Source organism: Lysinibacillus sp. FSL W8-0992, assembly GCF_038008685.1.
Classification (GTDB): domain Bacteria; phylum Bacillota; class Bacilli; order Bacillales_A; family Planococcaceae; genus Lysinibacillus.
Map to the genome: position 1 here is coordinate 288678 of NZ_JBBOZQ010000001.1, position 15177 is coordinate 303854.

Annotated in this window: 14 protein-coding genes; 9 read left to right on the forward strand and 5 right to left on the reverse strand. The window is 37.7% G+C overall.

Annotated features, from left to right (window positions below):
• Nucleotides 1–176 precede the first annotated feature (176 nt).
• The 4 genes from NSQ74_RS01195 to NSQ74_RS01210 all read left to right on the forward strand — a co-directional run bounded on the left by NSQ74_RS01195 (nt 177) and on the right by NSQ74_RS01210 (nt 3454).
• A complete protein-coding gene (locus NSQ74_RS01195) occupies nt 177–362 on the forward strand; it encodes an SE1832 family protein (protein ID WP_053597392.1) in 186 nt (61 codons plus the stop codon).
• A 97-nt stretch (nt 363–459) separates the two neighbouring features.
• Entirely contained in the window at nt 460–2025 is a 1566-nt protein-coding gene (locus NSQ74_RS01200) for an ABC-F family ATP-binding cassette domain-containing protein (protein ID WP_340821118.1), read from the forward strand.
• Nucleotides 2026–2579: 554 nt separating this feature from the next.
• A complete protein-coding gene (gene spx / locus NSQ74_RS01205; protein WP_036117523.1) occupies nt 2580–2984 on the forward strand; it encodes a transcriptional regulator Spx in 405 nt (134 codons plus the stop codon).
• A gap of 23 nt (nt 2985–3007) precedes the next feature.
• The gene (locus NSQ74_RS01210; RefSeq protein WP_340821119.1) at nt 3008–3454 is read left to right on the forward strand and encodes a MarR family winged helix-turn-helix transcriptional regulator; all 447 of its coding nucleotides are present in this window, start codon (nt 3008–3010) and stop codon (nt 3452–3454) included.
• Nucleotides 3455–3588: 134 nt separating this feature from the next.
• Here the strand turns inward: NSQ74_RS01210 and NSQ74_RS01215 are convergent, their stop codons facing one another.
• Together NSQ74_RS01215 and NSQ74_RS01220 are read right to left on the reverse strand one after the other, a co-directional pair.
• Nucleotides 3589–4137, reverse strand: coding sequence for an RNA polymerase sigma factor (locus NSQ74_RS01215; protein ID WP_340821120.1), 549 nt, complete (start codon nt 4135–4137; stop codon nt 3589–3591).
• A 302-nt stretch (nt 4138–4439) separates the two neighbouring features.
• Nucleotides 4440–5567: a LuxR C-terminal-related transcriptional regulator gene (locus NSQ74_RS01220; protein ID WP_340821121.1), complete on the reverse strand. Its 1128-nt coding sequence runs from the start codon at nt 5565–5567 to the stop codon at nt 4440–4442.
• Nucleotides 5568–5758: 191 nt separating this feature from the next.
• Between NSQ74_RS01220 and NSQ74_RS01225 the strand changes: the two genes are divergently transcribed.
• From NSQ74_RS01225 to NSQ74_RS01235, 3 genes are all read left to right on the forward strand, one after another.
• Nucleotides 5759–6514: an SDR family NAD(P)-dependent oxidoreductase gene (locus NSQ74_RS01225; RefSeq protein ID WP_340821122.1), complete on the forward strand. Its 756-nt coding sequence runs from the start codon at nt 5759–5761 to the stop codon at nt 6512–6514.
• Nucleotides 6515–6534: 20 nt separating this feature from the next.
• Nucleotides 6535–7278 (forward strand): SDR family NAD(P)-dependent oxidoreductase, encoded by a 744-nt coding sequence (locus tag NSQ74_RS01230; RefSeq protein WP_340821123.1) that lies wholly within the window; start codon nt 6535–6537, stop codon nt 7276–7278.
• Between the two features lie 264 nt (nt 7279–7542).
• The gene (locus tag NSQ74_RS01235) at nt 7543–8925 is read left to right on the forward strand and encodes a dipeptidase (RefSeq protein ID WP_340821124.1); all 1383 of its coding nucleotides are present in this window, start codon (nt 7543–7545) and stop codon (nt 8923–8925) included.
• Between the two features lie 421 nt (nt 8926–9346).
• Here the strand turns inward: NSQ74_RS01235 and NSQ74_RS01240 are convergent, their stop codons facing one another.
• Both NSQ74_RS01240 and NSQ74_RS01245 read right to left on the reverse strand, forming a co-directional pair.
• The gene (locus NSQ74_RS01240) at nt 9347–9919 is read right to left on the reverse strand and encodes a nitroreductase family protein (RefSeq protein ID WP_340821125.1); all 573 of its coding nucleotides are present in this window, start codon (nt 9917–9919) and stop codon (nt 9347–9349) included.
• Nucleotides 9920–10021: 102 nt separating this feature from the next.
• Nucleotides 10022–10516, reverse strand: a complete 495-nt coding sequence (locus NSQ74_RS01245) for an amidase domain-containing protein (RefSeq protein ID WP_340821126.1) — start codon at nt 10514–10516, stop codon at nt 10022–10024.
• A 184-nt stretch (nt 10517–10700) separates the two neighbouring features.
• On the opposite strand from NSQ74_RS01245, the gene NSQ74_RS01250 reads away from it, so the two are divergent.
• Complete coding sequence (locus NSQ74_RS01250; protein WP_340826375.1) at nt 10701–11723, forward strand: DUF2804 domain-containing protein; 1023 nt, start codon at nt 10701–10703, stop codon at nt 11721–11723.
• Between the two features lie 92 nt (nt 11724–11815).
• On the opposite strand, the gene NSQ74_RS01255 is transcribed toward NSQ74_RS01250, so the two are convergent.
• Nucleotides 11816–12535: a glycerophosphodiester phosphodiesterase gene (locus NSQ74_RS01255; RefSeq protein ID WP_340821127.1), complete on the reverse strand. Its 720-nt coding sequence runs from the start codon at nt 12533–12535 to the stop codon at nt 11816–11818.
• 135 nt (nt 12536–12670) lie between these two features.
• On the opposite strand from NSQ74_RS01255, the gene helD reads away from it, so the two are divergent.
• Nucleotides 12671–14899 (forward strand): RNA polymerase recycling motor HelD, encoded by a 2229-nt coding sequence (gene helD, locus NSQ74_RS01260; RefSeq protein WP_340821128.1) that lies wholly within the window; start codon nt 12671–12673, stop codon nt 14897–14899.
• Nucleotides 14900–15177 lie beyond the last annotated feature (278 nt).

Sequence of the window (15177 nt, forward strand, 5' to 3'; positions counted from 1 at the left end):
ATTTCCCCTGCTTCTAGTTGAATGTATCCAATACAAAGTAGGCTAGAATATTTGAGGAATCTCAACGCATCAGTACCCGATTAATTTTAACAATTGAGCGGTGGGGGATGACAAAACCTCCATCGCTTTTACACGCTTTCGTAATAAAAAATAAACTAATAAAGGAGCCAAGTATCATGCCATCAAAAAGCGATATTGAATATCAAATCAAAGAATTAAAAATGGATTATATGAATTTACAAGGTGACATCGAAAAACTTGAATCTACAGGCCATAACGACCAAGTCGCAAATGCTGAGCAACGCCTTGCTAACATGGAAGCAAAGCTAGCAGAATTAAATAAACAACTAGCAGAGCTATAATGAATTCGCATCGTGCCAACTGTTATGTTGTAGCAGTAGCATTGTGATTCATCTATTTATACAGACCTAATCGAATTATTTTGGAGGAACAACATATATGGCAATATTAACAGTTGAAAATTTAGGTCATTCTTTCGGTGACCGTACACTTTTTAAAGATGTTTCTTTCCGTTTAGTAGAAGGCGATCATATTGGCCTTGTCGGCGCAAACGGTGTTGGTAAGTCTACTCTTATGGGAATCATTACAGGACAAACAATTCACGATGAAGGAAAAGTTGAATGGCTACCTGGAACACATTATGGCTATTTAGACCAACATACTGCGCTAACAGCAGGACGTTCTATGCGCGATGCATTACGTGATGCCTTCCTCCCACTATATAAGAAAGAAGAAGAGCTAAACGAAATTACAGGTAAAATGGCTGAAGCAACACCTGAAGAATTAGAAGTTTTATTAGAACAAATGGCAGAGGTTCAGGATGCTCTTGATGCTGGAGATTTCTACACTCTCGATATGAAAATCGAGGAGGTTGCACGAGGTCTAGGTCTAGATGCTATTGGTCTTGAACGCGATGTAGCTGCCCTTTCTGGTGGTCAGCGTACGAAAGTTTTACTGGCAAAGCTATTATTAGAGAAGCCAAAAGTATTATTACTCGATGAGCCAACAAACTATCTCGATGAAGAGCATATTAATTGGTTGAAAAACTATTTAAAAAATTATCCACATGCATTCTTATTAATTTCCCACGATACGGAATTTATGAATGAGACAGTTGATGTTATTTTCCAATTGGAGTTTTCAAAGCTAACTCGCTATACAGCTACGTACGAAAAGTTTTTAGAGCTTGCTGAAATCAATAAACGTCAACATATTGATGCTTATGAAAAGCAACAAGAGTTCATAAAAAAACAAGAAGACTTTATAGCGAAAAATAAAGCGCGTTACTCTACAACTGGTCGTGCAAAGTCTCGCGCGAAGCAGCTTGATCGTTTAGAGCGTATCGACCGTCCTGAAACAGCAGTGAAACCTGAATTTGGTTTTAAAGAAGCACGTACACCAAGCCGTTACGTTGTGGAAGCAGAGAATTTAGTCATCGGTTACGATAAAGACAAACCACTACTACCACCTCTTTCATTTATGATCGAACGCGGTGAAAAAATTGCCTTAGTCGGCATGAATGGTGTTGGTAAATCTACTTTACTAAAAACGATGCTTGGTAAAATTAATCCGCTAGGTGGTACGGTAATTCGTGGTGATTATTTAGCTCCTTCTTATTTCGAACAAGAAGTAAAGGCAGATAAAATCACTCCAATTGATGATGTGTGGAATGCCTTCCCTTCTATGGAGCAAGCACAAGTACGCGCTGCATTAGCACGTGCTGGTCTAAAAACAGATCATATTACCCGCCCACTTAATTCTTTATCTGGTGGTGAGCAGGCTAAAGTTCGATTATGTAAGCTAATGATGGAAGAAGCTAACTGGTTACTATTTGACGAGCCGACAAACCACTTGGATGTCGATGCCAAAGAAGAGTTAAAGCGTGCTATGAAAGAATTTAAAGGCACAATTGTACTCGTTAGCCATGAACCTGATTTCTATGAAGGCTTAGCAACAAAAGTATGGGATGTGCAAGACTGGTTCACTTCTGGTCAACAAAGCTAAATACAAATAATGTGTCATTCTAAAGAGTAAAAATCCACTTCGCTTTCCGCGGGCACAAGGTGAGCCGCAACTACCGCTGTTGCGTCTTCCTTTTTGTGCTGACCCGCAGGATGCTAGGTGGATTTTTCCTTTGAAATTAATATATCCTTCTGATATTGCTATATACGACAACTTTTTGACTCGCTCATAGGTGGTCACTCTTTGGCAAAGCCTCGCACCTTCTATATTGTAAAAATCCTCATCGCTTTCTGCGGGAGTCTACTCTACTGGCATTCCCATGAAAATTCAGAATTGTTTGGGTGACTGGCACGCATTCAATATTCTCTATTTTTAAAATCTTCTAAACTTACATCATTGTAAGCTTATTTAATGAAACTTTTCGCACTTTCCAGCGTATATTTAGTATAGATTAAAAATATTATGTTCTCTTAAAAGTTTTTTAATTAACTATTGATTTATATATAGCTTACTAGTAAGATATATGTATAACCTATTTTACTTACTAATAAGCTATTCATAAAATATAATCCAACAAAGAAAGCGGGGAATGAAGAATGACAGTTACTATCTACTCACAAGCGAGCTGTTCTTCATCCAGAAAAGCACTAAAATGGTTAAAAGATCACAACATCGAATATAAAGAAAAACGCATTACATCACATCCTCTTACACTTGCTGAATTTAAAGAAATTTTAAGCATGACAGAAGATGGTACTGATGAAATTATTGCAACAAACTCAAATGACTTTAAAAATCTAAATATTGATATTGATCAGCTTTCTATTCAAGAGTTGTACGCAATTATTCAAGCGCATCCTAGAATGTTACGTAGTCCTATCCTTATAGATGAAAAACGTATCCAAGTTGGGTACAATGAGATGGACATTCGTCGTTTTATTCCACGTAAAGTACGTGCTTACGAATTAAATGCGATGACAAGATTGGCACAAGAAAGTTAAAACAGTTTTGGAGATGACCTTATATGGATCAAGAAAAACAACAAGCCATTACCTCATTGTTTGAAGTTGTCTTTTCTATCGAGCGTAAATGGGCAAACGAGTGGAATAATCATAATGCACTCGGCTTTTCAAAATCCCATATTTTAATTTTAGACTACTTATCGCAGGAGGGACCAAAGCGCCCTTCTGCAATAGCAGAACGCTTAAAGGTAACAACTGGTGGTGTCACGGTATTAACGACCAAACTGATTAATGCTGGTTTTATTGAAAAGACGCAGCATGCTACTGATCGTAGAGCCTCACAATTAGTTATTACTACTGAGGGTGAAGAAATACTTGAAGAATCCCGTCAACAAGTGAGTGAAATCATTAATAATATGTTTGGCATGCTCTCAGCTGAAGAGGTGCAAACGTTGCGTGATATTTTCGCCAAATGCTTACTATCTGTTGATACAAATCGGCAAGATTAAATTTTCATCTTTGTTTTGTGTGGAAACACGAAAAAGGATGCATCGCAAATTTTTGTTTGCAGTGCATCCTTTTTTGGATTGGCCGAACGAATACTTCCGTCTAAGTAGTTATGGTTGTGCGACCAATATATTGATTACGCTGGCAGCACAGCCTCGACGATTGACACATCGGCCATTAGCATTTCTTTTAAACGCGCTTTCGCACGGAATAAACGAGATTTCACCGTACCGATTGATACTTTCATAATAGTAGAGATTTCAGCAAGTGAATATTGGTCTATGTAGAAATACCATAATGTTTTACGATAAATTGTATCTAATTGACCCATTTTGTCCTGTACTAGCTTCGTCACAATCTCTTTTTCAATTTTTTCTTCTGTAGAAATGTCATTATTGGGAACCAAATCTAAAATCGGTACGTCTAATGTTTCAGGTTGGTTCATCATATACTTACTGCGTCGTACTTTTTTTCGATAGCGATCTCTAAATGTATTCATTGTAATTGTTGTTAGCCAAGCTTTAATATGTTCAACTTCGGCAACGCTATCTTCATAGCGTACGACTTTTACCCAAACTTCTTGCATTAAATCTTCTGCTTCTACATTATTGCGAGTTAGTTTCAAACATAAATGGTATATATAACGGTTATATTCCTCATATACGCCTTCTAATTTTTCATTCATTGTGTATTCCTCCGCTTCTTGTTCTTGCTTCTATACACATTCTCGCAAAATAATGTATTACACTCTATCGTATTGGCTTTCAATTTCATTACAATCGTGTAAGCTTAATTGCTTTCACTTGTAATATTCGTAAAAATTGTTTTACTACTATATCACTTTCCCAACAAAAGACCACTTTAAAACCATATTCCTCTATTTTTATCGCTATATTTTTAATAATATTTATTATCAGAAAATTTATTAGACATTAATTGATATGAAAAAAACAAAAAAATGCACTCCTAGTAGAAGCGCATTTATTGTTAACTTAACAGCCCTAAACGAAAAGATGAGGCTACGACCTGTGTTCGATTTTTTGCTTTGAGCTTTGTCATGAGACTACTTACATAATCTCTGACTGTATGCTCGCTTAAAAATAATAAACTGGCAATTTTTTTATTATCATATCCTTCAGCAAGTAAGCCGAGTATCATCGACTCCCTTTCCGTTAAATGAAGTTCTGTATTTTTCTCTACCTTCTCACTCTTGCGTGATAAAAATAAGCCTAAACGCTTTCCTACTTCCTCAAGGAGCGCTAATTCTTCCTTTGTACAATCGAATTCCTCGCCTAGCTGATCAAATGTTAGCCAGCCGAATAACTGATCCCCTCCAACAATAGGAATAAAAATAATTGAGGATAAACCAAATAATTGGATATGCTCCTCCTTTACGTAATTTTTTGGGCTTTTTAAATAAATTGGTTTTCTTGAACTAAGTATAGTGTTTTCTCCAGTTAGCTCCCCTTTCATGCTTTGCACCTTAGGAAGCTCTGCACCAATAACTCCGTAAAATTGATTGGACCATGGGACATATGCGTAAAATACACATCTCTTGTAGCTAAAATATTCTTCACATTTTTTTAAAATATAGGCTAAATCCTGATAGCCTGAGGAACTGATAAGCAATTTATCTAGCTTATCTAATAACTGTAAATGTCTCAATCCCTCATTTTCAGTAGGCCTGTTACTACTTTTGCCTTCTCCCTCACAGTCATAGTAAAGCTGTACTAGAGACATAAATAATGATAATACATACATTAAGACAGCATTCGTTCGACTACTCTTTTGTTGAATCATAAATGTAATCAATGACTTTTCAAATATTAATTGGAATAAATTAAAGCTCTTCCTATCAATAATGGATAATTGTGATTGTAGCCACGTATTAAAAAAATACTCATCACCATTTAATTCATCAATGTTTGTATGTGTCAGTAAACGTAAAAATGAATCCAATAGCAACGCTACTCTATTTCGTTCTGTTTCGCCTATAGCAGGTTCTAGATTGAGGTAAATATTCATATTCTCTTTAATTTGTTTATGATGAACTTTAATAAATAACACAAACTCTTGAAGTGTTACTTCTTCAATTGGCTGAAATGGATGCGTCATAGGAAATTCTTCTCCTTCACACTAAAATACCCCTATAAATGGAGGATATTCACTCACTATATTATACAGCATCTTATAGGATAGTATTTCAAATTGACGATAGTAAAATAAAGGTATCGCTAAACAATGCGAATACTTTTGAATCGTTAGGTAATTATATAACCAGAAATAATGAAAGGGGCATGCATGAAATGAGACTAGAAAATGCAGTAGCCATTATTACAGGTGGAGGAACAGGAATAGGGAAAGAAACTGCACTATTGTTTGCCAAAGAAGGAGCAAAAATAGTTATTACAGATATAAACGAACAATCTGGTAACGACACAGTACGTGATATTCAAGCTATGGGCGGTGAAGCATTATTTGTACGCCATGATGTTAGCAATGAAGAAGACTGGAAAAAAGTAGCGGATGAAACAATTAAAACATTTAACAAAGTAGATATTCTTTTCAATAATGCAGGTATCTATATCATTAAACCACTTGCAGAAATCGAACTATCTGATTGGAATCGCTTAATGTCCATCAATGTGACAGGTGTCTTCCTAGGCATGAAACATATTATGCCACTTATGGCTAAACAACATAAGGGCTCTGTTATTAATGCTTCTTCTATCGCTGGCTTAACAGGTGCTGCTGGGCACGTATTATACGGTGCTAGTAAAGGAGCTGTTCGCATTATGACAAAAGATGCGGCAATGGAATATGCTCCATATGGCGTACGCGTAAACTCTATCCATCCAGGCTACATTGACACTGGAATGGCAGACTATGCGTCTGCAACAACTGGAAGCTCTAAAGATGAATTAGGAAAAAGCATTTTCCCATTAGGACGTTTAGGCTCTGTTAAAGAAGTAGCACAAACAGTATTATTTTTAGCTTCTGATGAGTCTTCCTTCTCAACAGGTGCAGAATTCGTCATTGATGGCGGAGCAACAGCAAAATAAAAATAAAGGTGGTCATTTATATGAAACTACAAGATAAAGTAGCAATCGTAACAGGCGGTGCTAGCGGTATTGGTGAAGCAACCGTTCGTCTTTTTGCACAAGAGGGTGCAAAAGTAGTCATTGCTGATTTCTCTGAGCGTGGACAAAGCATCTCAGATGAATTAAATAATAGTGGTTTTGATACACTCTTCGTGAAAACAGATGTCACTATCGAAGAAAACATTAAAAACATGATTAATGAAACTGTAAATAAATTCGGTAAACTTGATATTATGTATGCTAATGCAGGCGTAGCTGACGATGCACCAGCACATGAGTTATCTTACGAAAAATGGAAAAGAACAATTGATATTAATTTATCAGGTGTATTTCTTTCTGATAAATATGCAATTGAACAGTTTCTTGCTCAAGGTACAGGTGGCGTTATTGTCAACGCTGGTTCCATTCATAGTTTTGTTTCCTTACCGAATCCTACAGCCTACTCATCTGCAAAAGGTGGCGTAAAATTATTAACACAAAACCTATGTACTGCTTATGCTAAACAAGGCATTCGCGTAAATGCGGTATGTCCTGGCTATATCGAAACACCTCTATTGGCTGAAGTAGATGCTCAAAAGAAAGAATACTTAGCATCCCTTCATCCACAAGGTCGTCTTGGTAAACCAGAAGAAATCGCAAAAGCCGTTTTATTCTTAGCAAGTGATGACGCAAGCTTTGTTAATGGCACAACACTTCTAGTCGATGGCGGTTATACTGCTCATTAATTATTATAAAAGGATCTGATTTCGAGAAAACAACGAAATCAGATCTTTTTTTATAGAAATGATGGACTTATGTGAAAGTTATCGACCAGAGAGGTTAGGCAATACTCAAAAGAAGACTATGGATGTCTAAGGCATAATCTTTAGTAAAGGCTAGTGGAGCAAAGCATTAATAAATACTGGAAAAACCTTTGCAATAACAGGATTCCCCAACCACATTATGCTATACTATTTCTATTATCGAAATATTGAAAGAGGGATGCTAATATGACGCAAGTAGAGACATTAAATGCTTACTTTACAGAACATCGCGAGGCACACTTAAACGAACTAAATGAATTTTTACGTATTCCAAGTATTAGTTCGTTATCAGAACATAAGGAAGATATTCAACACGCTGCCGAGTGGCTAGCCGATGCCTTCAAGAAACTAAACTTGGAAAACATCTCAATTACGCAAACTGCTGGTCACCCTGTTGTTTATGCTGACTGGTTACATGCAGAAGGCAAACCAACGATTCTATTTTACGGCCACTACGATGTACAGCCTGTTGATCCATTACATTTATGGGAAACAGAGCCGTTCAATCCTACGATTCGTGATAACAAATTATTTGCACGCGGCGCAAGTGATGATAAAGGCCAAGTGTTTATGCACTTAAAAATGATTGAAGCACTATTTGCTACAACAGGTACTTTACCAGTGAACGTCAAATTCATCTATGAAGGTGAAGAAGAAATCGGAAGTCCACACCTTCCTGCTTATGTCGAAGAGCATAAAGAAAAATTAGCTGCAGATTTAATTTTAATTTCAGATACAGGTCTTTATGGTCCTGGTAAACCTGCAGTATGCTATGGCTTACGCGGTCTTACAGGCGTACAAATTGATGTTCGTGGAGCAAAAGGCGATTTACATTCTGGCCTTTACGGTGGAGGCGTGCAAAATGCTATCCATGCATTAGCTGAAATTTTAGCTTCTTTCCGCGATGAACACGGCACAATTCAAGTAGAAGGTTTCTACGACAAAGTACTACCATTAACTGAAGAAGAACGTGAAGCTTACCGTGCGCTAGGCTTTGACGAAGACTCTGTAAAAGAGGAAGTTGGCGTATCAGAATTATTCGGTGAAGCTGGCTATTCTTATTTAGAACGCACTTGGGCTCGTCCAACACTAGAAGTAAACGGTGTGTTCGGGGGCTTCTCTGGCGAAGGCATTAAAACTGTACTTCCTGCTGAAGCCGGTGCAAAAATTACATGCCGACTAGTACCAAATCAAGATCCAGAAGAAATCGTTGCATTATTAAAAGCACATATTGAAAAACATAAGCCTGTTGGTGTAGACGTAACGATTTCAGAATTCGATAAAGGACGTCCATTCTTAACACCATTTGATCATCCATTTATTCAAGCGGCTGGTCGTTCATATGAAAAAGTTTATAATGTCCCAACTGCTTACACACGTGGCGGTGGTTCGATTCCAATCGTTGCTGCATTTGATGAAATTTTAGATTTACCTGTTGTTCTAATGGGCTTCGGATTATCGAGTGAAAACTTCCATGCACCAAACGAACACTTCCATTTAGAGAACTTCGATAAAGGCCTACGCGTTTTAGGCGACTACTTATATGAGGTTGCTGCGTTACAAAAATAAACAAGGCAATAGCTATTACAAAATTACAAAAGAGAAAAAGTGTTAGATTGAATGCAATCAATCTAACACTTTTTTTACTGCGACCGTTGTTGTTCGCTACGGCGGACGCTTTCCGCGGGCACACCGTAAGCCACAACCCTCGCTAACGCGCGGTTTGTTGTGGCTTACGCTGCGTACGTTCCCGCAGGAGTCGCCACCTACGCTTCCAACAACTAGTGCCCTCCTCTAAATTCCTGTAAGATTATGCAATTATGCACCAACCACTTTCGCTTTTCCACAAAGCACGACGGTTTTTCTTAGAATTCTTAGAATTACTCAAAATGCATTTGAACACAATAGAAACCCCCCTCACCAGTTTTGAAGTGACCCCTAAAAGTTAGACACGGTTATTTCAGTTTGGCAGGGGGGGTTTTTCAATCGTCTATTCACCGAAATTTGTTACAAATTCTGCTGATTTTTTTCGTTCTTTCCCTTTTGGAACTTCATCAAAATATCCGACTTGTAGCATTGCAATTACACGTTCACCTGGCTGTACTTTCAATGCCTCACGGAATTTCGGATTGTCTAAAAAGCCTGGTGTTTTCCAGCAAGTGCCGATGCCTTTCTCCCAAGCTAACAGCTGGATATTTTGAATGAAAATACTCGCTGCAGCATAATCTTCTAAACGCTCTTTTTGGCGCGCATCCTCTGGCACGATGACGAAAGCAAAGCCACCTGGTAGTGTAAATTTCGTCGTTTGCTTAGCTAAATCTTCACTAGAAAGATCTTGCCATTTTGGGATAGCTATATCACGCAATAAATGTTGAACTGCCACTAACTCATTATCACAAGCTATAACTAAACGCCAAGGCTCGCGATTACCGTGGTTTGGTGCCCATATAGCATCATCAATAATGCTCAATAATTCTTCACGATTTACCGGCTTCCCATTAAATTTCTTTATAGAACGGCGGTTTATAATTGCTTCTCTTACTGATAATAATTGTTCACTCATTTTTTATTATCTCCTTCTATTTATATTAGAATATTGATTATTCGTCATTAGTTCTATCTCCAACATTATCACAAAATGATGAGCTTTAAAACCGCCAACTCTCTAAGCAAAACTATCATCTATATGGTAGAAGTAATAGGTCATATTAGGGGTATACGCCGTAGAATCCTGATAAAGATATGGCCTGTTAATACTATCGGAAGTATGTGCATTCACATAAGGAACTCCATTTTGTATACTCGTGACAATAACAGAATGATCGATTCTGCCGTCTCCTTGAAAGTCGTAAAATATGATGTCCCCAAGCTCTAACTCTTCTGCAGATTGCACACGTGTAGCCTTCAAACCAGTTTTTGAGCCTTCTAAATACCATCTAAGAGAATGTGAGACAGACCAGCTAAAACTCCAGTTGCCTTGCTGAATCCACCAACCCCGTTCTCTATTTGGCGCCCCTCTCATCGGTGCCCCTCCAGCAAGTAAACATTGCGAAATAAAATTCGTACAATCGACATCAAAATTTGGAAATGCTGGATTGCGTCTATTCCACCATAAATTCGCATATTGAACAGCAGCCTGTCTGTTATACATTTTGGCCACGCTTCCCCTCCTTATGACCATCATATGACTACATCATTCGTTCTATTAATTAGGTCCTTCATCGTATTATTGCTGAAAACGGTTATATCAGGCGCTATCTTTTCCAATTTCAAGATAGTTTTTGCTACAATAAGATTAAACAAATTGGCATTTTTTTATTTTATGAACAGAAGGGATGTTGAATGTGAAGCAGCATGCTGAGAAAGAAATCTTACAGCCTACTCATTTATGCGATAAAAAAGGTAATTTAAATCCAGCTGCTATTGGATTTGCACGAAAACCTCTCATAAATAGCAATTTAAGTGGTCATATTATGCGTAAAAAGAAATGGAATTATTGGTGTGTCTATGGTGATGAGATTTTATTCTCCGCAACTATTAGTCATCTCGATTACGCAGCAGTCTGCTTCGTGTATTTCCTTGAATATGAAACTCAGCGCTATTTTGAAAAGACAATAACAGTTCCACTTGGTGGCAAGCTTAAAATGCCGACACACGTGCTTGAATCCGTATCTTTCAGTAATAGTGAAATGTCGATTGATATGACCTATATTCAAAACGAAACACATTTATCTGTTTCAATCCCTACATTTGATGGCGATGCCCTAAGTGCGAATTTAATTATTCAGCATCCACCTGCGGATGAATCGTTAAATGTCGTCATTCCATGGAATCGTAGAACATTCCAATTTACAGGGAAGCATCATATACTCCCTACATCAGGAGATGTGACTATCGGTAATCGTCACTTTACATTTACTCCCGAGGAAAGTTTTGCTGTACTTGATTACGGGCGGGGTGTTTGGCCTCGAGAAGCCACATGGAATTGGGGAATGGCATCTCAGCGAGTTCGTGGCAGACGCATTGGACTCAACTTAGGTGGTAAATGGACTGATGGTACTGGAATGACTGAAAATGCGGTTTTTGTAGATGGAAAAATGACAAAAATACATGAGGACTTACTATTCGATTATGATCGTGAGGACTATATGCAACGCTGGAAAGTGAAGACGAAATTCACAAATCAAGTCTCTCTAACGTTTTCCCCATTTTTTGAACGTATTGCCGCAACAAATGCAAAACTCGTCAAATCGGAAGTCCACCAGATGTTTGGCTATTATGACGGTACTGTTCTATTAGATAATGGTGAGACACTCGTTATTAAGCAAATGCTTGGTTGTATCGAGGAACATCAAGCAAAATGGTAAGTGCCTAAAATACTTATTAAGTTCATATGTGCTGCAAAAAAATTCGCCCTCTTTTCAAAAAGTATCGCGAATTTTTTTGCTTATTAGCCTCTTTACTTTGTTAAGCCTGCTAGTATTGCTTCTGGGTCATCTGTAAAAACAGCTTGTATACCAAGCTGTTGCAATTGTTTCGCATACTCTAGGTCATTAACTGTGTATACACGTATCGTTGCCCCTTGTTCAAGTGCTACACCTATTGATCTCCTAAATGCTGTTGGTAAACTAACGTGGATAGCATTTGTAGGGATTTTTGCCGTATATGTTGTAAAATCAACTAAAATTTCAGCAAATAAAGCCGCTGTTTCAATGTATGGCGCCATCTGAGATACAGTTTGAAGCGATTCATGATTAAAGGAAGAAATAATTACTCGCTCAGTTATTTGGTGCTTCGCTATTTCCTTTAACACAAGCGCCTCAATTCCCTCATACGGAAAGATATCTGTTTTTAGCTCGATATTGATACGGTGATGTGTAGCAACGAAAAGCTCTAATACTTCACTTAATGTTGGAATACTCTCACCTTTATATTCTTCTGCAAACCACGAACCATAATCATATGAACGAAGCTGTTGAAGCGTTAAGTCTTTCACATAGCCTGAACCGTTTGATGTACGGTCAATCGTTTCATCATGGATGACTACTACCTCCCCGTCCGCAGTGACATGAACGTCCAACTCAATGCCCGCAATTGGTAGCTTGGAAGCCGCATAAAAAGCAGCTTTTGTATTTTCAGGATAGTGTGCAGATACACCTCTATGTGCAAATAGATCCAAATGCAAAACCTCCTTCTAATCTTTACTTAATAGTATAACAATAAGTGAATTATGATATTTACACTTGATAGGTAAAATTTTGTATAGTAGTATGAGAATCTACTTGAATTTGTAAGTACTTAGGAGGTGCTAAAAATGACTGTAAAACACCCGGATTTTCAGGCTGAGCTGGAGAGGCTAGCATACACCCAAAATTATATGCAACAAATCTTAAATGAATCACAGCGTGATTTGCAATCTGCGCAAGAAAATATTCGGAAGTCCATGGCAGATCTTGATTATTTAGATTCTAGTTTAAGTTATTTGAATATTTTAACAAACGCCCGCTTCTTTGAAATGGCTCGAAATCAGAAGGAAGGATTAGAAGCCGTACAAAAAAAGCCATATTTTGCTCGAATTCATTTCCAAAAGACTGGTGATCCTGAGGAATTTTTGTATATCGGAAAAACATCCTTGTTTCACCGTGATACGCATGAACCGATTATTGTAGACTGGCGTTCACCTGTGGCAAATGTCTACTATGATGGGCGTCTGGGAGATATGGAATATGATGTACGTGGAGAAATTCATAAAGGACATTTGTTTGCCAAGCGACAATATAAAATCGAAGATGGAGAATTACTCGATATTCGGGATATTGACTTAACGACAAATGATGAATTACTCCAAGAGGCATTAGCAGGAAAAGCAGATGTACGCCTAACAGAAATCGTCTCCACCATACAAAAAGAACAAAATGATATTATCCGTGCACATCTTCGTCAGCCAATTATCGTTCAAGGTGCCGCTGGTAGTGGAAAAACAACAATTGCTTTGCACCGTATCTCGTACTTCTTATATACAATGGGCGAACATTTTAATCCTGAACAGCTCATGATTTTAGCACCAAATAAGCTATTTATCGATTATATCGGCGATGTCCTACCAGAGCTTGGTGTTGATAAAATATGCCAAACTACGTTTTCAGATTATGTCCTTGCAGCAACTAAATTAAAACTAAAGCTTCGTAATCCTAACGAACAGCTGGAATCATTAGTAATAGGTGGCGCTGATCAGCCTACTGCGTGGATTTCTGAAGTTAAGGGTTCCCTCTATTATCGCGATATGATAGAACGCTATTTACAAAAAATCGAACTGCAAATCGCTGAACAATTCGAAGATGTATTTATTGAAAAATATCGTATAATGCGTGCCTCACATTTAAAAAAGTTGTTTTTATATGAATTTTCTTATATGCCAATTGAAAAACGACTCGCTCACATTAAAAAGGTGCTAGCCAGCCATGTTCGGCAAAAGAAACAAGCTGTTTTAAATATGTTACATGCAAAGTACGATGAAGCACTTGGCAAGGCACTTAATGGTATTCGTGATGCAGAGAAGCGTAAAAACATTGTCACTAAATTTATAGATGAACGTGATGAACGTATGCCAGCAATTGAAAAAGAAGCAAAATCGACTGTATCTGTCTATATGCGCCGCTTTGCAAAATATAATGTAAAAACGCTCTATCGTACACTTTTAACAAATGCCGAGTTATTAGCAGAAGTCGCACCAGAATGGCACTATTTAGAGCAACAGCAGTTTTTACAAGCACATGCTAAAGAGCAATGGATGCTAGAAGATTTAGCTGCTCTCTATTATTTACAGGCACGACTAAAAGGGATTGCAGATGAGTGGAAAATGCGCGTTGTCTTTATCGATGAAGTACAGGACTACAGTCTATTCCAGCTAGCCGCTCTAAAAGCAGGGTTAGAAACCGATATGTTTACAATGGTAGGTGATTTAGCACAAGGAATTCATAGCTACCGCTCATTAACAGCTTGGGAGCCTGTGCAAAATTTATTCCCTCGTGCCAGCTTCAGAACACTTCAAAAAAGCTACCGAACAACCATTGAAATTATGGAGGTCGCTAACCAAATTTTAATGCAAATGGATGAGCAGCTACCTTTAGTCGAGCCTGTAGTCCGTCATGGGGATGCGCCAACTTTTATACAGGCAGCTTCTTTTAATACGCAGCAGATTAAAGAAGTTTTTGATCGTATTAGAGCAAACAGGCATCAGTCGATTGCTTTAATTTGTAAAACTACAGCTGAAGCCAAATCAATGCAACAGGCTTTGATGAACGATGCTATCCCTTGTCAACTTCTCACTGAGGATGAGTCTATAAATCAGCAAGTATTACTTGTAGTACCAAGCCATTTAGCAAAAGGACTGGAATTTGATGCTGTCATTGTTGCTGCATTTGATACCCCTTTCTTTAATACTAAAATTGATAGAAAGCTACTTTATGTTGCACTAACTCGTGCAATGCATGAGCTTTATTTAATCGGTCCATCAAAAAAAACATTTTTATTAGATAATTAAAATTCTTCATTTTATATTTTTATAAGCTAAAAAAATAGCACAGTAGGATATAGCCCCCTAACATGCTATTTTAACGTTGGATAGCCTTGCTCAATCATAATAGATAAATAAAACTACAAAATTATTTATGTCGCGGTGGTAGTCTGTAAAACTTTCCTTTTGATAAGTACGCTTTAACAACTTTCCACCATGAGCGAGGTGCTTCCCTAGGAGGAGACTTTTTTTTCGGCAATGCTGGCATACGCATGAGAACGACCCCTTTCTTCAGGCTTATTAAT